The following is a 20,279-nucleotide window of genomic DNA, read 5'->3' as shown; positions in this document are numbered from 1 at the left end:
CGGGCCGCGCGCGTTGCGGGCAGGCGGCGGGATCGCGTCAGGTGCGGAGCGTTCGGCTGGGCGCCACTCCGTACCGCTCGCGGTACTGGCCCGCGAAACGCCCCGCCTTGGCGAAGCCCCAGCGGGCGGCCACCGCGGCGACGGTGACGTCCGACGACGGGTCGGCGGCCTGGAGATCGCGGTGCGCCCCCTCCAGCCGGACCTGGCGCAGATACCCGGTCGGTGTGGTCTCGCAGTGCCGCGCGAAGGCGTGCTGGAGGGCGCGTGGACTGGTGCGGGCGGCCTGCGCGATCTCGTGCAGGGTCAGCGGACGTGCCGCGTTGGCGTCGATGTAGGCCATGGCCCTGCGCAGTGCCGCGGGCGCCAGCCAGCCGGGCGACGGCAGCCGGGACCGCTCGGCGAAGTCGTGGGGGAAGGTCGCCAGTGCGGCGGTGGCCAGCAGCCGCGCCGCCTCGTCCAGGATCAGCGGGCTGCCCGCGGCCTGCGGGTTGCCCAGCACATCGTGGCTGACGTGCCGGACGACGGCCTGCCAGTAGCGTGCCCGCTCAGGTGAGACGGGGCGCGCGAAGGAGAGCCGCGCCGTCGCCGCCTCCTCTGTTCCCGTCAGGTCCGCCGCGACCCGTTCCACCTCGCGCAGTCCGATGCGGACCACGCCCAGCCGTACGTTGTCCCAGTTCACCAGCGTCGGCGCGTACGGGTCGCACAGGTGCAGATCGCCGGGTCCCGAGCGCAGTTCGTTGCGTCCTGAGGCGATCTCCAGCGTGCCGCCGAGCACCTGCACCACGTAGACGCAGTGGGACGGTTCGGCCTCGGCGCGCACCCGCATGGAGTGTGCGAAGCGCTCCACGCCGATCGCGCCCGCCTGGGTGAGCGCGGCGTCGAACCTGAACCGCTCGTGGTCGCCGAAGAGTTGTGGGGTGTGTTCGGCGTAGGTCCGCCGCAGGAAGTCCTCGGCCTCCTGCGGGTCGGACGTCCGCATCCGGATACGGCGCACAGGATCGTCCATGGCCCCGTACCTCCTCGCTCGGTCCGCGGGCCGCCGGATTCCGATGCTAGGCCCGCGTCACGGCCGGACGCAGCCCTCTTCGCGCTGCGGTTGACCGGAAAACGACAAGGGGGCAGTACGCCGCTTGCGCGGTGGCTCGGACGCGCGCTGTTCTGGCCCCTCGCCGCGCTGCGTGCCCCTCTCGTCCCGAACCGTACGGGAGGGCCGGACTTGACGGATTCGCCGTAGTGGCCGAGCAGAACAGGACCGGAGACCCGGAGTGAACATGTCTGTGCCCAGCTCCCGTGCGGTGGCCGCACGCGGGCCGGTTGACGCGGGCGAGCGCGAACGGGAGCTGGCCGAGGCGCTGTTGGAGCTCGCGGGCGCCGGGGAAGCGGACGGCACCCGTCCGAAGCCGGCCGCGCTGGCGGCCCATGCCTGCCGCCGCCTCGCCCGCGAGGGACGGCACTGCGAGGCCGCGGCGGTTCTCGGCGCCCCGTCGGGGGTCGGCCCTGAGTCGTTCGGCCACAGCGGCGCACGCGCGGCGCAGCTGCTGCGGGTGGAGCACGAGCAGCACGAGGGCCCCGCCACGGACACGCTCCGCACCGGCCTCGCCCTCCCCGCCCTGCCGCTGGACGGCGCGGCCGCCCGCTGGCCCCGGTACGCGCCGACGGCACTGGAGGCGGGCGTACGTGCCGTGCACACCGTTCCGCTGCCGGGCGGCCAGGGGCCGGGCGGTGTGCCCGGCGTCGGTGTGCTCGTCGTCCATCTGCTGGACGAGGCTCCGCTCGACCCGGCCGCCGCCGAAGCGCTGACCGTGCTCGCCCGGGCGTGCGCGCTGGGGGTGGCCCATCGGACCGCGCTGCGCCGCGCCGCCGAGCTCCAACAGGCGCTCGGCAGCAGGGTGGTGATCGAGCAGGCCAAGGGGGTACTCGCGGAGCGCGGGCGCGGCTCCGTCGACGACGCCTTCCGCACGCTGCGCGCCTACGCCCGCTCCCGGCAGCGTCCGCTGCACCATGTGGCCCGGGATGTGGTCGAGGCGCGGCTGGTGGCTCCGCCCTTCGAGCGCCGCACCGGTCCGCCGCCGTCCCGCCGGAGCCGGTGACCGGGCCGGCCGCATGACACGGCCCGGGGCGTGAGGGGGTTGCGGGGCCGCCCCGGGCCGCTCGGGTCCGCCGCCGATAGGCGCGGCGGCGGGCCCCACACCGGCGGGGGATCGCCGTCCAAGCCCCCGAGGTGCGCCCGGCGGCCGAGCCGCTGGGCGCACCCATCATCCTCTTTCCGGACCGGGTTCCGCGCGACTTCCGCCAAAACAGCGGGAGTTGACCATCTCAGCGCTCCAGCAGCGTCCCCAGCGGGCCGAGGTCGAGGTTCAGCTCGTCCCGGGTGAGCCCGTGCTGGGCGCACAGTTCGTCCATGCGTTCGTCCAGCAGCATCAGGGTCGTACCGATCCGCTCGATCTGCTCGTCGGTCACATCTCCCTGGTCGCAGCGGTGCAGTGCCTGGCGTTCCATGAGCTGGCGCAGCAACTCCACGACGGTGAGGACGAGGCAGACCAGGTCCCGGCCCACCCGGTCGGGGTCCAGCTCCAGGCGGCCGTTCGCGCGGCGGACCGGTTCGCGGCCTCCGCCCGGTTCGCGCTCTCCGCCGGATTCCGTCACAGCGGGCCCCCGTCCCCCCAGGGCGCGGCCACCCGTTCGTTGACCGAGGACAGCAGTGCGTTCAGGGAGAGCCGCACCAGCGGTACCTCCGCGATCGCCAGCACCAGATCGCCGCTGACCACGACACCCGTGGCCAGCACCCGGTCCAGCAGGTCGACCAGCGGCACCCCGATCGGTGCCCCGCTCTCCGGCCCCTCCCAGGGCACGACCTCGCCGACGTGTTCACCCACGGGCATCGGTGTCACCCCCGTCCACGAACGAGTACGGCACCCACGGTCCGGTGACCTCGACCTCGACGCCCCGGCACGCGGGGGCGCGCCGTACTTCGTCCACGGCTTCGGCCACTTCGCGTTCACATCCTTCGGCCACCAGATAGGCGGCGTTCAGCAGTTGGACGCCGCGCTCGCCGGTGAGCTGGGTGTCGTGCGTACGGAGCCGACGGCTCGCCACCGCGACGCCGCGCAGCGCCCGGTCCACCGCCTGAGCCGCGTCCAGCCCGGCTTGCTGCCGCCGCTCGCGCTCCTGGCGTGCGCCGCGCACTCGCTCCAGGTACGCGCGTCCGGAGCGCGCGCCGGAGCCGACGCCCCCCGCGCCGGAAGCACCGGCTCCCGCCGGTGTTGGTGCCGGTGCCGGTTTCCGTGCCGGGACCGGCGTCGCGGAACGGATCGGCCGGGCGGTGGTCTCGCGGTGCGCGTACACCTTGACGCCCCACTCGACCCGGCCCGCGATGCGCTCCAGCACCGCACGGAAGCGGCGCTCGTCAGCGCGCAGCGCCACCCGGGCCCGCTCGTCGCCCAGATACAGGGTCGCCAGCGGCAGCGGCACCGTCGGAGCGGTGCGGGCCACGGCGGCGATCACCGCGTGGTGGGCGCGGGCGCAGCGCTCCAGCTCCGTCCGGTCGGTCAGCCGCTCCCGCAGCGCCTCCTCGCCGAACTCCGCCGCGGGGACGTCCTGGACCACAGCCTCCAGCGAACCGAACCGCAGCAGACGTACCGGGGCTCCCGGGGCCTGGCCCGGCAGTCCGTCCGTCGCGGCCGGGTCGCCGCCGCGACAGACGGCGAAGACATAGGTGGCGGTGGCCGCTGTGGCATCCCCGCCCGGAGGCGTGAGCGGTCCGGGTTCCTCCACCGTCCGTGTCATCTGCCGTCTGCCTCCTTCACGTGGTGCCAGCTGTGGCTTCGGCGCTCGTCCCAGCCCGCGTCCCGTCGCCCGGTGCGGCCCTCGCCGGTGCCCGCCTCCAGCTCGGCGACGCGTTCCCGCAGCCGCTGGTTCTCCTCGTCGACGGCGTCCCGGTGGGCGCGGGTGGAGAGGGCTGGGTCGGTCTCCCACCAGTTGATGCCGGCTTTCTTCGCCGTCTCCACGGAGGAGACGAACAGGCGCAGCCGGATGGTGAGCAGCTCGATGTCGAGCAGGTCGATCTTGATGTCCCCCGCGATCACGATGCCCTTGTCCAGCACCCGTTCCAGGATGTCGGCGAGGTTGGCGGGGCCGGAGGGGGTGGAGGGGGCGTGGGTGATGGGGCGTTCGGCGGTGCTTTCGGTCACGGTCGGCCTGCCTCACCGTTGGTCATCCTCGGCCTCTTCCTCGTCCTCGGTGTCCTCGGCGTCTTCGTCCGCGTCGTCCTCGTCCTCGTCGTCGCGGTCCTCCTCTTCCTCCTCCTCGTCGTCGAAGTCCTCGTCCTCCTCGTTCTCCTCGTTCTCCTCGCCCTCGTTCTCCTCGCCCTCGTTCTCCTCGCCCTCGTTCTCCTCGCCTTCGGCACGCTCGTCCTCGTCGGGCTCCCGGCCCTCCCGGTCCTCCCGCTCGTCTTCCTCCTCCTGGCGGACCACGTCCTCATGGCTGCGGACGACCTCCCCGTCCCGGATCTCGCCGCGCCAGCCCTCCACCTCCTCAGCCTTGAGGGTGACGTAGCGCTGGAAGTGCTTGAGGTCGAGGCGGAGCCGCCGCCCCTGGGCGCGCCAGATGTTGCCGGTCTTCTCGAAGAAGCCGGAGGGGTAGTACTCGACCACCGCCGTGATGCGGGTGAGGTTCTCATCGAGACGGTGGAAGCTGACGGCGCCCTTGGTGGTGCCCTTCGAGCCCTCGGACGTCCAGACGATCCGCTTGTCCGGGATCTGCTCCAGCACGGTGGCGTCATAGCTGCGGGTCGAGGGCCAGACGCGGACCTTCCAGGTTGACTTGGTCTCGTCGTCCTCGTCCCGCTGCGCGCTGCTGACGCCGTTCATGAAGCTGCCGAAGTCCCAGTACTGCGTGAACTGGTTGTAGACCGGGCGCAGCGGACGGCCGATGTCGATGTGCTCGATGATGTTGATGGCCTTGAGGTCGCCGGGCTTGCTGCTGCCGCCCGCGCCGACCGCTTCCTTGGCCTTGTCGACGATCTTGTCCTTGGCGCCCTTCGCCTTCTCCTTGGCGGCCGCCTTGACCGGGCTCTCACCCTGGGCCGCGCGGGCCGCGATCCCGGCGACTTCACCGCCGTCGCCGTCCCCGGCGCCGGGCACCAGCTTGCTCGGGTCGGCGAGGTGCGTCAGCTTGTCGGTGGCCTTGCCGACGGCCTGCCGGCCGACCGCGCCCAGATACTCCAGGAGTTCCTCGCGCACCCGGTTCAGCGGCGAGTCGCCGCCGTCCGTGTTCTTGTGCTGCTCAGCCATGGCGCCTACCTCCTGCGGCGGACCGGTCGGCGGGCTTCTTGCGGGTGCCGTCGGCGGACGGCCTCCCGCCCGCCCCGCCGGACGACGACTTCTTCCTGGGCCGGTCGGACGACGGGGCTCGCCTGGGGCGGTCCGACGAGGGCTTTCCGGCGGCCCGGTCACCGGACGGGCCGCCCCGCTCGCCCTCGTCCTTGGCGCCCTTCCCGGCCTGCTCGTCTGCTCCGCGCTCGGGCTGTTCGCCTTCCTTGCCTTCCGGGCGCTGTCCGCTCTCGCTCTCCCCGCCCTTGCCTTGTCCGCCCTCGCCCTTTCCGCCCTCGCCCTCTCCGCGCTCGTCCTCCCCGCCGTCCGACGATTCGCGCTGTCCGCCTTCGCCGCCGTCGCCGCCCTCACCTCCCAGCCGGTCGGTACGGTCGCGGAGCGAGTCGGCCAGGGACTCCAGACGGCGGTTGGCCGCCGAGCTGACGGCGGTACGTGCGGCGGCCATCAGTTGGTGCTTGACCTGGTCGGTCAGCTCTTCGAACTGCGGCGTCTCGGCAATCTTCCGTACGCCTGCTCTGAGCAGCTCCTGTGGATCCAGGCCGAGCCGGCGCCCCACCACCACCGAACCGACGGTCAGGGCCAGCTTGGCCTTCCTGGTGCGGCCGAGGAGGTAGCCGCCCGCGACAGCGGCGAGGACGGCTGTCTTGCAACTGTCAGTCATGACTGGCCCCTTGAGCTCGATTCATCCCGGTCTGTTGCGGTGTCGGGGGAGTCCGCCCCCGAGCCCTCGGTCTGCTCGTCGGCCAGGGTCCGTACCCGGGTGCGGGTCACCAGGGTGGGAGCGACGCGGGACGCACCCTGTTCCAACTGGTCGAGCAGGCGGTCCTCCTCCCGCTCGAACTCCTCCTCGGAGATCTCTCCCGCCTCGTACGCGCGGTTCAGCTCGGCGAGGCGCGCCCGGAGCGTGGCCGGGTCGCACAGTTCCCGCTCCGCGGCCTCCAGCAGCCGGTCGGCCACCCATTCGACGCCCCGCACCGGCGCCAGCGGCAGCAGCAGCACTCCGCTGAAGAGCCCCATGTCAGCCCCCCGCCACGGCGTGCTCGGCGTGCGGCCGACCGGACGGCGCCGCACCGGCACCGTCCTGGGGCACGAAGCTGTAGCAGGGCAGCGGGCCCGTCAGACTCAGCTCCACGCACTCCGCGTGCGTGGCGGCGAAGCGCTCCACTTCCGCACGGAAGCGCTCCTCCGTCGCCTTCGGCACCAGGAACGATCCGTTCAGTACGCACCCGGGCACGTCAGGTCCGCGGACGAACCCGTCCGCCAGCGCGGTCAGGCCGGGCAGCGCCTGCTCGACGGCCTGAGTCGCACGGCGTGCCAGCCCTTCGGCGACCGCCTGGCCGAGCCGCACGTTCCCCTCGTAGGAGGGCCTGCGCCGCACATCCGCCAGCAGCCGTCGGACACCCGCGTCGGCCCGGACCAGGGCCTCGATCCCGGACTGTGCCGGGGTGGCCTTGAGGTTCATCTCCGTGCGGTCGCGCAGGCGTTCGAGGGCTGCCAGGTGTGTCGCGGCGGCGGCTTCGACGGCCTGTTCCACCGTCGCCGCGTCGTCGGCCACCATGCCGAACCGCATCGGGAGCACCGGCGCCTCGGCCCCCAGGCGCGTCAGCAGATCCTGATGTGCCATCAGATCGCGGCGGCGTGCGCGGAGGTCGTCCGGTACGTCGCTGACCACCGCCGCCAGCTCGCCCACCGGCAGCAGCCGGACCGCCGCCGCGGGCCGGCCCACACCGCGGACGTCCGCCGGGAGGCTGCGCGCGGCGTGGACGATGCCGTAGACGTACACCCGGGGGCTGGCCATGCCTCAGTCCTCCTGGCTGCGACGGGCGGTGCCGCGCGTCGTCCGGCCGCCGCCCGAGCCGCGGGAGGCGGCGGAGCCCTCGGCGGTACGGCGCTTGCGGGGCTTCTCGGCGTGCTCGGCCTCCTCCTGCCTGTCCTCGTCGGTCTCGTCCTCCTCGTCCTCGTCCTCGCCCGCCACCCCGATGGCTTCCTTGACCTTGCCGCCGACCTTCCCGCCGGCCGACTTGACGGCCCTCTTCGCGCCCGTCGTGGTCACGCCGCTCGCCATGTTGGAGAAGAGCTCGGGCACCGTCCTGCTGGCCGCGTCCTGGTTGAGGTCGAGCCGGTTGCAGACCTCGGCGAAGCGCAGATACGTGTCGACGCTGGCAACCACGATCCGGGCGTCGATCTTGAGGATCTCGATACCGACGAGGGACACCCGTACGAAGATGTCGATCACCATGCCGCGATCGAGGATCAGTTCGAGGACGTCGTAGAGGGTGCCGGCGCGCGGCACGCACACCGCGGCCTCGTTGTAGGTGGTGGTCGTCGTCATGGGCGGCTCTTCCTCTCGGGCTGTGACGGCACCTTCGGGTGGTACGGCGCCGTCAGTCGTCGCTCGCGCCACGCCGGTAACGCCGGATCCTGCGGTACTGGCTGAGCTCTCCCTTGCCGTCGAGCTCCACCTCGTAGGTGGCCAGGAGGCTCGTGGTGTCCGGGATGCGCGGGACCTCCAGCACATCGACGTGCACGCGCCAGCCCTCCTCGGTCCGGCGTACCGCCGACACCCCTTCGGCCCGGTGGCCGATCAGCCGGCGCAGCCCGCGGCAGGCGCGTCGCGCCGCGTCCTCCGGACCTCCGGCTTTCGAGGCGGACCGTTTCGAGGCGGCGGACTTCGTCGCGGTCCGCGTGTGCCGTTCACGTTGCTCAGGCATGCACACAGTCTGTGTACGGGTGAGCGCGCTTCGCACCCGGAGTTGAGCCGTACGGGCACTACCCCTGGCGGGGACCGGTCACTTCCGGGTCGCGCACAGGGTGCGGCCGGTGAGCACGACCGGGGTGCCGCCGGCGGTGCAGGTCCGGGTGCCGGTGGCGGAGAGCGGGGCGTACAGGCTGCTCACCTCGTACTCGGCGGCCGCGGACCAGCAGGGCACCCGCACCCACTCGCCGACGGGACCGGCCTGCTTGTCCGCATCCTGGTGGGTGTCGTAGAAGAGGCAGTCGCCGACCTTGGAGGTCGAGGCGTCGTCGTGCAGCTCGTGGCTGACCCAGCGGGAGAACCCCTGGTGCTGCCCGTACAGCAGCAGCGCCAGCCCGATGGCGGCCAGCACGAGGAGGACACAGCCCGTTCCGGAGTTGTCGGTGGAATTGCTCGTCCCTCCGGACGGCTTCGCTCCCGAGCCGGCCGGCGACCCGGCGGACGACGGCCGGGCGGACGACGACCCCGCGGATGACGCCCCAGCCGATGACGACCCCGCCGACGACGGTGCCCTGGAGGCCGGTGCCGATGTCCCGGCGCTGCTCAGCAGCAGGTCCTTGCCTCGCTTACGGGCAGCGAGCCGTACGGTCTCGCCGGGCTTGGCTTTCAGTTGCCACAGTCCGCGGTTGAGGCCGGAGCTCGTCACCTCGATGGCGCGGGCCGCGGCCTTGACCTTGAAGGTGGCGGTCGTTCTGGCTGCGGCCCAGCCCACGGTCACCTCGTCGGCCCGGACCCGCAGTTGCGCCCCGGCCTCGTTGGCGATCTCCAGTTTCACCTTCTGGGCGGCAGGCGCGGCCGGCTTCTTCTGCGGCGGGAGCTTCTTGGTCGTGGCCTTCTTCGTCGGGGTCTGCTTGGCCGTGGTCTTCTCGGCCGTGGTCTTCGTCGGCAACTCGGCCGTGCCTTGGCGGCCGCCGCCCGTCGTACCTTCCGACGGCTTGTTCGGCCAGTCCTTGCCCTTGAGCATGGCCGCCGCCTCGGCAACCGAGGGGCGGTCCGCGGGAGCCTTGGCCAGCAGCGCCGTGACCAGCGGTTCGAGTGGTCCGGCCCGCCGCATCCGGGGGGCTTCCTCGTACGCCACCGCGTGCAGGGAGGCGGCGCTGGACTCCCGGTGGAACGGCGAGGCGCCCTCCAGCGCCTCGAACAGCGTCACCCCGAGCGAGAAGAGATCGCTGGCGGGGCCGTACTTCTCACCCTTGGCCCGCTCCGGTGCCAGATAGGGGGCCGAGCCGACGACCACCCCGGTCGCCGTCAGCCCGGTGCCGGCCTCCGAGGCGGCGATGCCGAAGTCGGTGAGCAGGATCTGCCGTTCCTCGGTCACCATGACGTTGGCCGGTTTGACGTCGCGGTGCACGATGTTGTGCCGGTGCGCGGCATCGAGCGCGCCGAGCAGGGCCTTGGCGAGTCTCCTGGCGGCGGAGACGGACACCGGCCCATCGGTGAGCCGGTCCTGGAGCGTGCCGCCGGAGACGAGCTGCATCACGATCCAGGGGCAGCCGTCCTCGACGAGGACGTCGTGCACGGTGACGATGTTGGGATGGTCGCGCAGTCTGGCGGCGTTGAGCGCCTCCAGCTCGGCCCGCTTCAGCCGCTCGGCACGCTCCTCGGGCGCCATCGCGGGCGGCAGCCACAGCTCCTTGAGCGCCACCCGGGTGTCCAGCCGCCCGTCGTGTGCCTCCCAGACCCGGCCCATGCCGCCGGAGCCGAGCGTACGCAGCAGCCGGTAGCGAGCTGAGATCACATCGCCCTGCTGAGCCCCTTGTGTCACTGTTCCCCCGATCCCCCGACCATGTGCCTGAGCCTGCGCCACCCGGGCGCCCGTCGCGCCGGGCAACTGCCGGAAGTTGAGCATCCTGTCGCCGGCGCGGCTGGGCAAGAGGGCCCAGGAGCCCGGGCTTCGGGGCGCGCAGTGCTTGTCCTGTTCGAAGGACAGTTGCCCGCTGAGCGGCTGTTGGGGATTGTTGTTACAGATTGGGGCAGTTGCCCTCTATAAGGGGAGTATCCGGCGATGTCGGGCTGTCGTTGATTTCTGTATGGCGACATTGTGCAGGCCTGCTGTGCAGGTACCGCCACATGTGATCACGATGGCGGACACTCTCGCACTGGCGCGTTCCCGGCACCCGGACCATCCTCAACTCCCGCTCGTGCTGCGGCTGATCGAGAACACCGGCGTCCTGACGAGACATCTCGTACAGCCCCTGGAACTGACGCTGAGTCACCCGGGGTTCGAGGCGCGGAACACGGTGTACGAGACCGAGGCGAAGGCCCGGGTACCGCAAGTGATCTCCCGGGCGCTGGAGGCCGCCGAGCTGGACGCCGAGGACATCGACCTCATCGTCTATGTGTCCTGCACGGGCTTCATGATGCCCTCGCTCACCGCCTGGCTGATCAATACGCAGGGGTTCCGTTCCACGACCCGCCAACTGCCCATCGCGCAGCTGGGATGCGCGGGCGGCGGGGCGGCGATCAACCGGGCGCACGACTTCTGCACGGCACACCCCGACGCGAACGTCCTCATTGTCGCGTGCGAGTTCTGCTCGCTGTGCTACCAGCCGACGGACGTCGGGGTCGGATCGCTGCTGTCCAACGGCCTGTTCGGGGACGGCGTGGCCGCTGCCGTGGTGCGGGGCTCGGGCGGCACGGGGATCCGGCTGGAGCGCAACGGCTCGTATCTGATCCCGGACACCGAGGCGTGGATCTCCTACGACGTGCGGTCCACGGGCTTCCATTTCGTGCTGGACAAGCGGGTGCCGTCCACCATGGGGCCGCTCGCGCCGGCGCTGGGTGAGCTGGCGGCGCTGCACGGCTGGGACGTGACCCGGCTGGACTTCTACATCGTGCATGCCGGTGGCCCCCGCATCCTGGTCGATCTGGGGGAGTACCTCCAAGTGCCCCAGCACGCCTTCCGGTTCAGCCGGGCCACGCTGACGGAGTACGGCAACACGGCCAGCGTCGTCGTCCTGGACGCGCTGCGCAGGTTGTTCGAGGAGGGCGGGCCCGGCGACGGGGCGGCGGGGCTGCTGGCCGGTTTCGGGCCCGGAATCACCGCGGAGATGACGCTGGGCCGGTGGCGGAGCGCCGTCGGCAGCCGACCGGAAGGAGTCCTCAGTCGCTCATGACCGATACCGGACATCAACAGCCCGCCGGGCAGGCTCCCCGCCCGGGCCCGGCCCGCGGCCTGGTCGTACCCCCGGGCCAGGGCCGCACCGTACGGACCGCGGCGCAGCAGGTGACCTACAAGGTGACGGGGGAGCACTCACGCGCCGCGTCCAGCTTCGAGGTGGTGGTGCCGCCCGGCTTCGACGTCGGTGCGCACGTCCACGCCCGCACCGAGGAGCTGTTCTATGTGCTGGAGGGCGAGCTCGACATCTTCGCCTTCGAGCCGCGCGTCCGCACCCGCGACAGCTGGCGGGGCTGGCAGTCGGCGGCGGGCGACCGCGTCGTCCGCGCCACGGTCGGCACCGTCGTACTGGTACCGCCGGGCTGTCCGCACGCGTTCGCCAACCCGACAGGCAGCCCCGCCCGGATGTTGTTCCAGTCGGCACCCCCGCCGGACCACGAGCGGTACTTCGACGAGCTGTTGGACCTGCTGGCCGCCGGCGGCCCCCCGGACGAGACAGCCGTCGCGGAGCTGCGCGCCCGCTACGACATCGAACAGCTCACCCCGCTGCGGCACGGCCCGGCCCCGGCCGAGGAGCGGTGACATGTCCGAGTGTCCGCTGTACGAGGTCCCCGACGACCCGCCGGAGCTGAGGTTCGATCCGTTCCTGCGGACCGCCCTGCAGATGCCGCCGGCCCGGATCCGGCTGCTGTACGGGGAGGGGGACTGCTGGCTGGTGACGCGGTACGACGACGTCCGGTTCGTCACCTCCGATCCCCGGTTCAGCCGGGACATCGTGGGCCGTCCCACGCCCAGGATGACCAGACATCTGATCCCGCTGGACCGCGCGGTGAGCTTCGTCGACCCGCCCGATCACGCGCGGGTGCGCGCCGTGGTGGCCCCGGCCTTCAGCCGGGCCGGGGTCGAACGAGTACGGCCCTGGGTGGAGTCCGTGGTGGACGGCCTGGTGGACGACATGCTGGCGGCCGGGCCGCCGGCCGACCTGGTGCGGTACGTCACCTCGCCCTTTCCGCTCGAAGTGGTGGGGGAGGTGCTCGGCGCTCCACCCGAGGACCGGCCGCGGCTGCGCGACTGGGCCGACGCACTGTTCACCCGGGCCGCGGACGACGCAGGCCTGGAGCGAGCGCAGCAGATCAAGACCGCGGCCCGCGCCTACTTCCGCCGGCTTGCGGCACGGCGCCGCCGCCGGCCGGCCGACGATCTGATGACGCGGATGGTGGAGGCGGTCGACGCCGGCCGGCTGGACGAGGAGGAACTGCTCGCACTGGCCACGCTGATCGGGCTCAACGGCTGGCACGCGGTGCGCAACAACGTCTCCAACATGGTCTATCTGCTGCTGACCCGCGACGAGCTGCGCGAGCGGCTGCTGTCCGCACCGGAGCTGCTGCCGCAGGCGGTCGAGGAGTTGCTGCGCTGGATCCCGCACAAGAACGGTGTGGGGCAGCCGAGGATCGCCACCGAGGATGTGGAGGTCGGGGGCGCGCTGATCCGGCGCGGCGAGGTGGTTCAGGTGTCGTATGTGGCGGCGTGCCGGGACCCCGGGCGCTTCTCCGACCCGGACACTATCGACGTCGACCGTCAGGGCCCGCCGCATCTGGCCTTCGGGCACGGGCCGCACCACTGTGTGGCGCCGCTGCTGGCCCGGATGGAGGCCGAGGTGCTGCTGTCCACGCTGCTGAACCGGCTGCCGGGGCTGCGGCTGGCCGTTCCCCGGGAAGAGGTCTCCTGGCAGCAGCAGGTGCTCATCAGGGGACCGGTCGGGCTGCCGGTCAGCTGGTGAACCGGCCGGTGCCGTCGCCCGGATCGCCCGGATCGTAGCCGAGCGCGGACGGCGGAGACGACCGCGCCCGGTCCGTGGTGGCCGAGGCTGTCGGCGGTGTACGGACCGGGCGCGACCGGTGATCTCGCGGTGGAAAAGCCGCTGACCATGAGGCTTGAGGGTGGTTCAGCCCTTCTTGGTCTCCCAGAAGATCTTGTCGATCTGGGCGATGTAGTCCAGCGCCTTCTGCCCGGTGGCCGGGTCGGTGGAACCCTTGGCCGTGCTGAGCGCCTTGAGGGTGTCGTTCACCAGCTGGTGCAGCTCCGGGTACTTCTCGAAGTGCGGCGGCTTGAAGTAGTCGCTCCACAGCACCGAGACATGGTGCTTGGCGAGTTCCGCGCGCTCTTCCTTGATGGTGGTCGCCCGGGCGCGGAAGTGCGGGTCGTCGTTGGCCTGGTACTTCTCCTGAATGGCCTTCACGGACTCGGCCTCGATCCGGGCCTGCGCCGGGTCGTAGACGCCGCACGGCAGGTCACAATGGGCGCTGACCTGCACCTTGGGGGCGAACAGTCGGGAGAGCATAAAAGCCGTCCTTCCTCGTGATCGTCTTCTCACGTGCGAGATTACTCCGTGTGGGAAGTCTTTTCGCGTGTGCCCCCACGGGCTTAGGACAAAAGTCCAGTGACGGGCTGGATCTGCTGGAGTAATCGGGCCGGAGGCGGCCTTGGGACCGGAGGCGGAAAAGATGTCGGAGCGTACGCCACAGGGCGGTCTGACCCACGGTGCTCAGGGCCGGGAACGGGACGGGCACGGTGGACCGCTGAAGCGGATCGGGCTGGCCGAGGTCTACAACCCGTCGATGGAGCCGACGCTGCTGCCCGGGGACCAACTGGCCGTCACCTACGGCGCCCCCGTGCGGCCCGGCGACATCGTCGTGCTGCGCCATCCCTTCCAGCACGATCTGCTCATCGTCAAACGCGCCATCGAACGGCGCCCCGCCGGCTGGTGGGTGCGCGGCGACAACCCACGGGTGAAGAACGACAGTCGGGAGTTCGGCGCGGTGCCCGACGAGCTCCTCGTGGCCCGCGCGTGGCTGCGGCTGCGCCCGCCGCGCGGGCTTCAGCGCTCGCCGGGCCCGCTGCTGCGCTGGTCGGTCTCCGCGGTGCGCCCGCTGGTCGGGCCGGGGCGGCCGCGCCCGCCGGCCGACGGGTCCGGCGCGTCCTCGGGTCCGGCCGGGCTGCTCTCCAGGCGCTTGCGGGCCCGGTAGGCGGCCACGTTGGCGCGGGTCGCGCAGCGGTCCGAGCAGTAGCGGCGCGAGCGGTTGGTCGAGGTGTCCAGATAGGCGTTGCGGCAGGGCGACGCCTGACAGATGCCCAGCCGGTCCACGCCCAGATCGGTGAGGTGGAAGGCGAGCCCCATGCAGGCTGTCGCCGCGTAGGCGGCGGTGGCGTTGGCCGGCTGCTCGGCCAGATGCATGTGCCATCTGGGGCGCCCCTCGTCGTCCAGATCGCCGTGTCCGGAGATCTGCGGACTGGTCGGGAACTCCATCAGCAGCGCGTTGAGCAGATCGACGGCGCGGACCTCGTCACCCTCGGAGGCCGCGGTGAAGACGGCGCGCAGCCTCGTGCGGACGGCACGCAGCCGGTTGACATCGGCCTCGGTCGCCCGGCGCGCCATGGTCCCGTGCGCGCCGAAGAGTTCGCGGACCGACTCGACGGAGGTGAGGGTGTCCTCCCCGCGCTCGGGTTGCTCGCTGTTCACCAGTCGCACTGCCAGATCGGAGTAATAGTTGAGTTCCACTTGTGATCCTTACGGCGGGCGTTCTATCGTCAGTAATAGTTGAAGGCACTACGAGCGTATTACGGCGGAGGACGGGTATGGCGACCCACGCACAGCACAAGGCCGACTGGCAGCGCTGGCAGGAGAGTTGGGACCGGCAGCAGGAGTGGTATCTGCCCGACCGCGAGGAGCGGTTCCGGGTCATGCTCGACATGACCGAGGCCCTGGTGGGACCCGAACCCCGGGTGCTCGACCTCGCCTGCGGTACGGGCAGTATCACCGACCGCGCCCTGAAGCGGATGCCGAACGCGAGGACCGTCGGCGTCGACCGTGACCCCGCGCTGCTGGCCATCGCGCGCGGCACCTTCGCGGAGGACGAGCGGGCCCGGTTCGTGACGGCCGACCTGAGCGACCCGGACTGGCCGAGCGCACTGCCGGAGGGCCCCTTCGACGCCGTACTCACCGCCACTGCACTGCACTGGATGCGTACCGAGCCGCTGCGTGCGCTCTACGGGCAGCTCGCGGGGCTGGTGCGGGAGGGCGGGGTCTTCATGAACGCCGACCATATGCCGGACGAGTCGACGCCGCGGATCAACGCCGCGGTGCATGTGTTCGACGAGGCCCGGCGCAAGCAGCTGGCCGGCGAGGGCGCGCAGGACTGGCGTGGGTGGTGGCGCGCGCTGGCCGAGGACCCCGCGCTGGCGGACGTCGCCAAGGAACGGTTCGCCCTCTTCGGCAACCCCGCGGAGGCGGAGCACGCCGACCACAACGACGAGGAGTTCCAGAACGCGGAGTGGCACGCGGCCACCCTCCGGGGGGCCGGCTTCGCCGAAAGCCGCGTTGTGTGGGCTTCGCCGACGGACGCGCTGGTGCTCGGCCTGCGGTGAGAGGGGCCCTCCGGTGAGAGGGGCCCTCGCGACAGGGGCACCCCCTCACCGGCCGCCGGAGAGGGGGAGGCCCGACGTCCGGTCTAGCGGCGTGCAACGCCCTCCGCGCGGGCGGCGGCGGCGACCGCCGAGGTGACGGCGGGGGCGACGCGCTCGTCGAAGGGGGAGGGGATCACCTTCTCGGGGCTGAGCTCGTCGGCCACCACAGCGGCCAGCGCCTCCGCGGCGGCCAGCTTCATGCCCTCCGTGATGTCGGTGGCACGGACCTGGAGCGCACCGGCGAAGACACCGGGGAAGGCCAGCACGTTGTTGATCTGGTTCGGGTAGTCGCTGCGCCCGGTGGCGACCACGGACGCGTACTTGCGGGCGACGTCGGGGTGGATCTCCGGGTTCGGGTTGGCCATGGCGAAGATGAACGCGCCCTCGGCCATCGTGGCGACGGCCTCCTCCGGCACCGTGCCGCCGCTGACGCCGATGAACACATCGGCGCCCTCCAGCGCGGTCTCCAGGGAGCCGGTGACGTTCGCCTTGTTGGTGAAGCCGGCCAGCTCCTTCTTGACCTCGGTGAGGTCGCCGCGGTCCCGGGAGACGACGCCCTTGCGGTCGCAGACCGCCACGTCCCCGATGCCCGCCTCCACGAGGATCTTCGCGATGGCGACACCGGCGGCACCCGCGCCGGAGATGACGGCGCGCAGCGAGCCCAGCGCGCGGTCCTTCAGCTTCGCCGCGTTGCGCAGCGCGGCCAGCGTGACGATGGCCGTTCCGTGCTGGTCGTCGTGGAAGACCGGAATGTCCAGCGTCTCCTTGAGGCGGGCCTCGATCTCGAAGCACCGGGGTGCCGAGATGTCCTCGAGGTTGACCCCGCCGAACGAGGGGGCGAGCCGGGTCACCGTCGCCACGATCTCGTCGGTGTCCTTGGTGTCCAGCGCGAGCGGCACCGCGTCGACGCCGCCGAACTGCTTGAAGAGGATGGCCTTGCCCTCCATGACCGGGAGCGAGGCCCCGGGGCCGATGTCGCCCAGTCCGAGCACCGCGCTGCCGTCGGTCACCACCGCGACGACCTGGGACTTCCACGTGTAGTCGTCGACGAGCTCGGGCTGTTCGGCGATGGCGCTGCAAACCTTCGCGACGCCGGGTGTGTAGGCGAGGGACAGGTCGTCGGCGTCCCGCACCGGCACGGTCGCCTGAACGGCCATTTTGCCGCCCCGGTGCAGGGCGAACGCCGGATCGATCACGTCCGGCTCCAGCCCGTCCTTCTGATTGACGATCTCCGCTGCCACTGTGTTGAACCCCTTTGTCGAATCTGTGTGAGGGTGACCGCTCCCTGCGGTGAGGAACGGGCGGGCACCGCGTCCGCTTCCCGGGCCGGCGGATGGCCGCGGCCCGGAGGGAGGCACGGACGCCGGGCGCGCCGCACACGCGCCCTGGTCCCCGGGTGAGGGGTGTAATCGACCTTTCTACCCGACACCTGCCGCCGGGGACGACCTACTTCCGGCCGCACCGGTATCGAAGGTGGAGTAATGCGGGGCAAAGCGCCTCGACTCCGACTCGAAGTCCGCAGAGTGAGACAGTCCGGCGGTGTGAGGGACAGCACTCCCGGCGCTCGCCCCCTTTACGGCCTTTCGCCGCGCCCTGTAATCGGAGTCGCATATCCGTTATCCGATTTTGACCTCGGAGGCGCCCTGCTGCCGCTTGTCCGGATGGCAAGATGCCCCCCATCGTTCATCCGTTCATCCGTCGGACACGGTCGCGACATCCGAAGGTGTGCGCTCGACCCCACGGCTTCCCCCTCATCTCAGGAGGACCCGCCCATGACCGTAAACAGGCTCATGACCGCCGGTCGGGCCGCATGTGTGGCCGCGCGCCGCGCCGCGACCGTGCCGGTCGCCCTGGCGGTCGGTGGCTCCCTGCTGCTGGCCGGCTGCGGTGACCAGACCGACGGCGCCTCCGGCGGCTCCGGCGGTGGGAGCGGCAAGCTGAACGCCATGCTGCCGGAGAAGATCCGCAGCGCTGGCGTGATCAAGGTCGGCACCGATGCCGCGTACAAGCCCATGGAGTACAAGGAGGGGGCCGAGATCGTCGGCCTCGACCCGGACCTCGCCAACGCGATGGGCAAGAAGCTCGGTGTCCGTTTCCAGTTCACCAACGGCACCTTCGACGGTCTGATCACCTCGATGCAGACCGGCCGCTTCCACATGATCATGTCCTCGATGACGGACACCAAGGACCGCCAGGAGGGCCTGGACGACAAGGGCAAGAAGGCGGGCAAGGGCGTCGACTTCGTCGACTACCTCTCCGCCGGCTCCTCGATCCTGGTCAAGAAGGGCAACCCGGAGAAGATCGACTCGGTCGACCAGATGTGCGGCAGGAAGGTGGCCACCCAGCGCGGCACCACCTCGCACGAGATCCTCAAGACGCAGACGAAGAAGTGCGTCAAGGAGGGCAAGAAGAAGATCGACATCGAGCCGTACAACACCGACGACGAGGCCCGGGTGCGGCTGAAGGCCGGCGGTGTCGTCGCCGACATCTCCGACTTCCCCGTCGCCGCCAACGCCGCCAAGTCCGGCGCCGACTTCGAGGTCGTCGGCGAACAGATGCAGTCGGCCCCCTACGGCATGGCCGTCAGCAAGGACAACCGGAAGCTCCGCGACGCCCTCGAGGCCGCCATGAAGGCGATCATCAAGGACGGCTCGTACAAGAAGGCGCTGGAGAAGTGGGGCGTCCAGGACGGCGCCGTGAAGAAGGTGACGATCAACGCCGGTACCTGAGCCACTCGCGAAGGCCCCACGAGAAGCACCCGCCCCCCACGAGAAGCACCCCGCAGGACGCCGAGGACGCTGAGAGGCAAGCCCCCGTGACACCACCCATCACCGACAAGATCCCCGCCGACGGGGCACCCCCGTCGAAGGAAGCCCCGGAGGCCATCAAGGCCATACCCGTACGGCACTACGGGCGGTACGTTTCCGCCGTCGTGGTCCTCGGGCTGCTGGCGCTGCTCGTCCGCGCGTTCGCCACCGCCGAGGGGCTGCGCTGGCAGGCGGTGGGGGACTTCTTCTTCAACGACCAGATCCTCGAAGGCGTCAGGAACACGCTGGTCGTCAGCGTGCTGTCGATGCTCATAGGCCTGGTGCTGGGCATCGTCCTGGCGGTCATGCGGATGTCGAAGAACCCGGTGACCTCGTCCGTCGCCTGGGGCTACATCTGGTTCTTCCGCGGCACGCCTGTCTATGTGCAGCTGCTGCTGTGGTTCAACCTCGCCCTGATCTTCCCGGTCTTCAACATCATGCCCATCTACAAGGACGAGATGACCGACGTCATGACCCCGTTCATGGCGGCGCTTCTCGGCCTCGGCCTCAACGAGGCCGCGTACATGGCGGAGATCTGCCGGGCCGGTATCCAGTCGGTGGACGAGGGCCAGACCGAGGCGTCGCAGGCGCTCGGTATGACACAGGCGCAGAACATGCGGCGCATCGTGCTGCCCCAGGCGATGCGGGTGATCGTGCCGCCCACCGGCAATGAGTTCATCAACCTGCTGAAGACCTCCTCGCTGTGTTCCGTCGTGATGTACGAGGAACTGCTGCGCAAGGGGCAGAACATCGGCAACAACTCCAGCGCCGTCGTGGAGATGCTGCTGGTGGCCACCATCTGGTACCTCGTCGTCACCAGCGTCTTCAGCGTGGGCCAGTACTACCTGGAGCGGCGCTACGCGCGTGGCTCCCTCCGCCAGCTGCCCGACACTCCGTGGCAGCGCATACGCAAGAACGTCTTCACCATGAGCCGCGGCACCGGCTCGGGGGCACAGGGAGCCGGAGGGGTCGGCGCATGAGCACGATGGTCAAGGCCGAACGCGTCTGCAAGTCGTTCGGGCACGTCGAGGTCCTCAAGGGCATCGACCTGGAGGTGAAGACCGGCGAGGTCTTCTGCATCGTCGGTCCTTCGGGTTCCGGCAAGTCCACCTTCCTGCGGTGCATCAACCACCTGGAGAAGATCAACGCCGGGCGGCTGTACGTCGACGGCACCCTGGTCGGCTACCGCGAGAAGGGCGGCAAGCTCTACGAGCTGCGGGACCGCGAGGTCGCGGCCCAGCGGCGCGACATAGGCATGGTCTTCCAGCGCTTCAACCTCTTCCCGCACATGACGGCGGTGGAGAACGTGATGGAGGCGCCCGTCCAGGTCAAGGGGACCCCGCGGGGCGAGGCGCGCAAGCGGGCCACCGAGCTGCTGGACCGGGTGGGGCTGGCCGACAAGGTCGACAGCTACCCCGCGCAGCTCTCCGGCGGCCAGCAGCAGCGGGTGGCCATCGCACGGGCGCTGGCCATGGACCCCAAGCTGATGCTCTTCGACGAGCCGACCTCCGCGCTCGACCCCGAGCTGGTGGGCGAGGTGCTCGACGTGATGAAGGCGCTGGCCCGGGACGGTATGACGATGGTCGTCGTCACCCATGAGATGGGCTTCGCCCGGGAGGTCGGCGACTCGCTGGTGTTCATGGACGGCGGTGTCGTCGTCGAGTCCGGCAACCCCAAGGACGTGCTGGGCAACCCGCGGCACGAGCGCACCAAGTCGTTCCTTTCCAAGGTGCTGTAGGCGGCGGGAGGGCCGCAGCGCTCGTTCTGCGCCGCCGGCTGTTCGTTCCTGGAATAGCGGGCTGCGA

23 protein-coding genes and 1 pseudogene are annotated in these 20,279 nt (G+C 71.0%); 9 read left to right on the top strand and 15 right to left on the bottom strand.

Features of this window, described 5'->3' with window-relative positions:
- Nucleotides 1-37: 37 nt before the first annotated feature.
- Complete coding sequence (locus tag ACQEU8_RS12110; RefSeq protein WP_433099744.1) at nucleotides 38-1,006, bottom strand: AraC family transcriptional regulator; 969 nt, start codon at nucleotides 1,004-1,006, stop codon at nucleotides 38-40.
- Between the two features lie 265 nt (nucleotides 1,007-1,271).
- Between ACQEU8_RS12110 and ACQEU8_RS12105 the strand changes: the two genes are divergently transcribed.
- Entirely contained in the window at nucleotides 1,272-2,090 is an 819-nt protein-coding gene (locus ACQEU8_RS12105; protein ID WP_433099742.1) for an ANTAR domain-containing protein, read from the top strand.
- A 226-nt stretch (nucleotides 2,091-2,316) separates the two neighbouring features.
- Here ACQEU8_RS12105 and ACQEU8_RS12100 read toward each other — a convergent pair whose 3' ends face one another.
- The 11 genes from ACQEU8_RS12100 to ACQEU8_RS12050 all read right to left on the bottom strand — a co-directional run bounded on the left by ACQEU8_RS12100 (nucleotide 2,317) and on the right by ACQEU8_RS12050 (nucleotide 9,823).
- Entirely contained in the window at nucleotides 2,317-2,577 is a 261-nt protein-coding gene (locus ACQEU8_RS12100) for a gas vesicle protein K (protein ID WP_247746887.1), read from the bottom strand.
- A gap of 65 nt (nucleotides 2,578-2,642) precedes the next feature.
- Nucleotides 2,643-2,882 (bottom strand): gas vesicle protein, encoded by a 240-nt coding sequence (locus ACQEU8_RS12095; RefSeq protein WP_180289756.1) that lies wholly within the window; start codon nucleotides 2,880-2,882, stop codon nucleotides 2,643-2,645.
- Entirely contained in the window at nucleotides 2,869-3,786 is a 918-nt protein-coding gene (locus ACQEU8_RS12090; protein WP_433099740.1) for a GvpL/GvpF family gas vesicle protein, read from the bottom strand. Before ACQEU8_RS12090 ends, ACQEU8_RS12095 begins: the two co-directional genes overlap by 14 nt.
- Nucleotides 3,783-4,190: a gas vesicle protein gene (locus tag ACQEU8_RS12085; protein ID WP_433099738.1), complete on the bottom strand. Its 408-nt coding sequence runs from the start codon at nucleotides 4,188-4,190 to the stop codon at nucleotides 3,783-3,785. Before ACQEU8_RS12085 ends, ACQEU8_RS12090 begins: the two co-directional genes overlap by 4 nt.
- Before the next feature lie 12 nt (nucleotides 4,191-4,202).
- A complete protein-coding gene (locus ACQEU8_RS12080) occupies nucleotides 4,203-5,291 on the bottom strand; it encodes an SRPBCC family protein (RefSeq protein WP_433099736.1) in 1,089 nt (362 codons plus the stop codon).
- Nucleotides 5,284-5,991, bottom strand: a complete 708-nt coding sequence (locus ACQEU8_RS12075; protein ID WP_433099734.1) for a hypothetical protein — start codon at nucleotides 5,989-5,991, stop codon at nucleotides 5,284-5,286. Before ACQEU8_RS12075 ends, ACQEU8_RS12080 begins: the two co-directional genes overlap by 8 nt.
- Nucleotides 5,988-6,347, bottom strand: a complete 360-nt coding sequence (locus ACQEU8_RS12070; RefSeq protein WP_433099732.1) for a gas vesicle protein GvpG — start codon at nucleotides 6,345-6,347, stop codon at nucleotides 5,988-5,990. The genes ACQEU8_RS12075 and ACQEU8_RS12070 overlap by 4 nt, the downstream gene beginning before the upstream one ends.
- Before the next feature lies 1 nt (nucleotide 6,348).
- Entirely contained in the window at nucleotides 6,349-7,128 is a 780-nt protein-coding gene (locus ACQEU8_RS12065; RefSeq protein WP_433099730.1) for a GvpL/GvpF family gas vesicle protein, read from the bottom strand.
- Between the two features lie 3 nt (nucleotides 7,129-7,131).
- Entirely contained in the window at nucleotides 7,132-7,662 is a 531-nt protein-coding gene (gene gvpJ / locus ACQEU8_RS12060) for a gas vesicle protein GvpJ (protein ID WP_433099727.1), read from the bottom strand.
- Between the two features lie 52 nt (nucleotides 7,663-7,714).
- Nucleotides 7,715-8,041 (bottom strand): gas vesicle protein, encoded by a 327-nt coding sequence (locus tag ACQEU8_RS12055; protein ID WP_433099725.1) that lies wholly within the window; start codon nucleotides 8,039-8,041, stop codon nucleotides 7,715-7,717.
- Between the two features lie 78 nt (nucleotides 8,042-8,119).
- A complete protein-coding gene (locus ACQEU8_RS12050; RefSeq protein WP_433099723.1) occupies nucleotides 8,120-9,823 on the bottom strand; it encodes a serine/threonine-protein kinase in 1,704 nt (567 codons plus the stop codon).
- A gap of 292 nt (nucleotides 9,824-10,115) precedes the next feature.
- Between ACQEU8_RS12050 and ACQEU8_RS12045 the strand changes: the two genes are divergently transcribed.
- From ACQEU8_RS12045 to ACQEU8_RS12035, 3 genes are read left to right on the top strand one after another with little or no spacing between them, the layout of a single operon-like run.
- The gene (locus ACQEU8_RS12045) at nucleotides 10,116-11,201 is read left to right on the top strand and encodes a type III polyketide synthase (protein WP_433099721.1); all 1,086 of its coding nucleotides are present in this window, start codon (nucleotides 10,116-10,118) and stop codon (nucleotides 11,199-11,201) included.
- The gene (locus ACQEU8_RS12040) at nucleotides 11,198-11,785 is read left to right on the top strand and encodes a cupin domain-containing protein (RefSeq protein WP_433099719.1); all 588 of its coding nucleotides are present in this window, start codon (nucleotides 11,198-11,200) and stop codon (nucleotides 11,783-11,785) included. Before ACQEU8_RS12045 ends, ACQEU8_RS12040 begins: the two co-directional genes overlap by 4 nt.
- A 1-nt stretch (nucleotide 11,786) precedes the next feature.
- Nucleotides 11,787-12,983, top strand: coding sequence for a cytochrome P450 (locus ACQEU8_RS12035; RefSeq protein ID WP_433099717.1), 1,197 nt, complete (start codon nucleotides 11,787-11,789; stop codon nucleotides 12,981-12,983).
- A gap of 165 nt (nucleotides 12,984-13,148) precedes the next feature.
- Here ACQEU8_RS12035 and sodN read toward each other — a convergent pair whose 3' ends face one another.
- Nucleotides 13,149-13,544, bottom strand: a complete 396-nt coding sequence (gene sodN / locus ACQEU8_RS12030; protein WP_209241145.1) for a superoxide dismutase, Ni — start codon at nucleotides 13,542-13,544, stop codon at nucleotides 13,149-13,151.
- A 163-nt stretch (nucleotides 13,545-13,707) separates the two neighbouring features.
- Here sodN and ACQEU8_RS12025 point away from each other — a divergent pair.
- Nucleotides 13,708-13,992, top strand: a pseudogene (locus ACQEU8_RS12025) (S24 family peptidase); the annotation flags it as partial.
- A gap of 89 nt (nucleotides 13,993-14,081) precedes the next feature.
- On the opposite strand, the gene ACQEU8_RS12020 reads toward ACQEU8_RS12025, so the two are convergent.
- Complete coding sequence (locus tag ACQEU8_RS12020) at nucleotides 14,082-14,762, bottom strand: CGNR zinc finger domain-containing protein (protein ID WP_433099715.1); 681 nt, start codon at nucleotides 14,760-14,762, stop codon at nucleotides 14,082-14,084.
- 77 nt (nucleotides 14,763-14,839) lie between these two features.
- Here ACQEU8_RS12020 and ACQEU8_RS12015 point away from each other — a divergent pair, with 77 nt between their 5' ends.
- Entirely contained in the window at nucleotides 14,840-15,628 is a 789-nt protein-coding gene (locus tag ACQEU8_RS12015; RefSeq protein WP_433099712.1) for a class I SAM-dependent methyltransferase, read from the top strand.
- Between the two features lie 83 nt (nucleotides 15,629-15,711).
- On the opposite strand, the gene ACQEU8_RS12010 is transcribed toward ACQEU8_RS12015, so the two are convergent.
- Nucleotides 15,712-16,908: an NAD(P)-dependent malic enzyme gene (locus ACQEU8_RS12010; RefSeq protein ID WP_433099710.1), complete on the bottom strand. Its 1,197-nt coding sequence runs from the start codon at nucleotides 16,906-16,908 to the stop codon at nucleotides 15,712-15,714.
- Between the two features lie 531 nt (nucleotides 16,909-17,439).
- Between ACQEU8_RS12010 and ACQEU8_RS12005 the strand changes: the two genes are divergently transcribed.
- The 3 genes from ACQEU8_RS12005 to ACQEU8_RS11995 all read left to right on the top strand — a co-directional run bounded on the left by ACQEU8_RS12005 (nucleotide 17,440) and on the right by ACQEU8_RS11995 (nucleotide 20,212).
- Nucleotides 17,440-18,396, top strand: coding sequence for an ABC transporter substrate-binding protein (locus ACQEU8_RS12005; protein ID WP_433099708.1), 957 nt, complete (start codon nucleotides 17,440-17,442; stop codon nucleotides 18,394-18,396).
- An 86-nt stretch (nucleotides 18,397-18,482) separates the two neighbouring features.
- Complete coding sequence (locus tag ACQEU8_RS12000) at nucleotides 18,483-19,454, top strand: amino acid ABC transporter permease (RefSeq protein ID WP_433099706.1); 972 nt, start codon at nucleotides 18,483-18,485, stop codon at nucleotides 19,452-19,454.
- Entirely contained in the window at nucleotides 19,451-20,212 is a 762-nt protein-coding gene (locus ACQEU8_RS11995) for an amino acid ABC transporter ATP-binding protein (protein ID WP_433099704.1), read from the top strand. Before ACQEU8_RS12000 ends, ACQEU8_RS11995 begins: the two co-directional genes overlap by 4 nt.
- Nucleotides 20,213-20,279: the final 67 nt, after the last annotated feature.

The sequence above is a fragment of the Streptomyces sp. CA-250714 genome (assembly GCF_050936705.1).
Lineage (GTDB): Bacteria > Actinomycetota > Actinomycetes > Streptomycetales > Streptomycetaceae > Streptomyces.
This window is presented reverse-complemented; position numbering and strand designations above follow the sequence as displayed.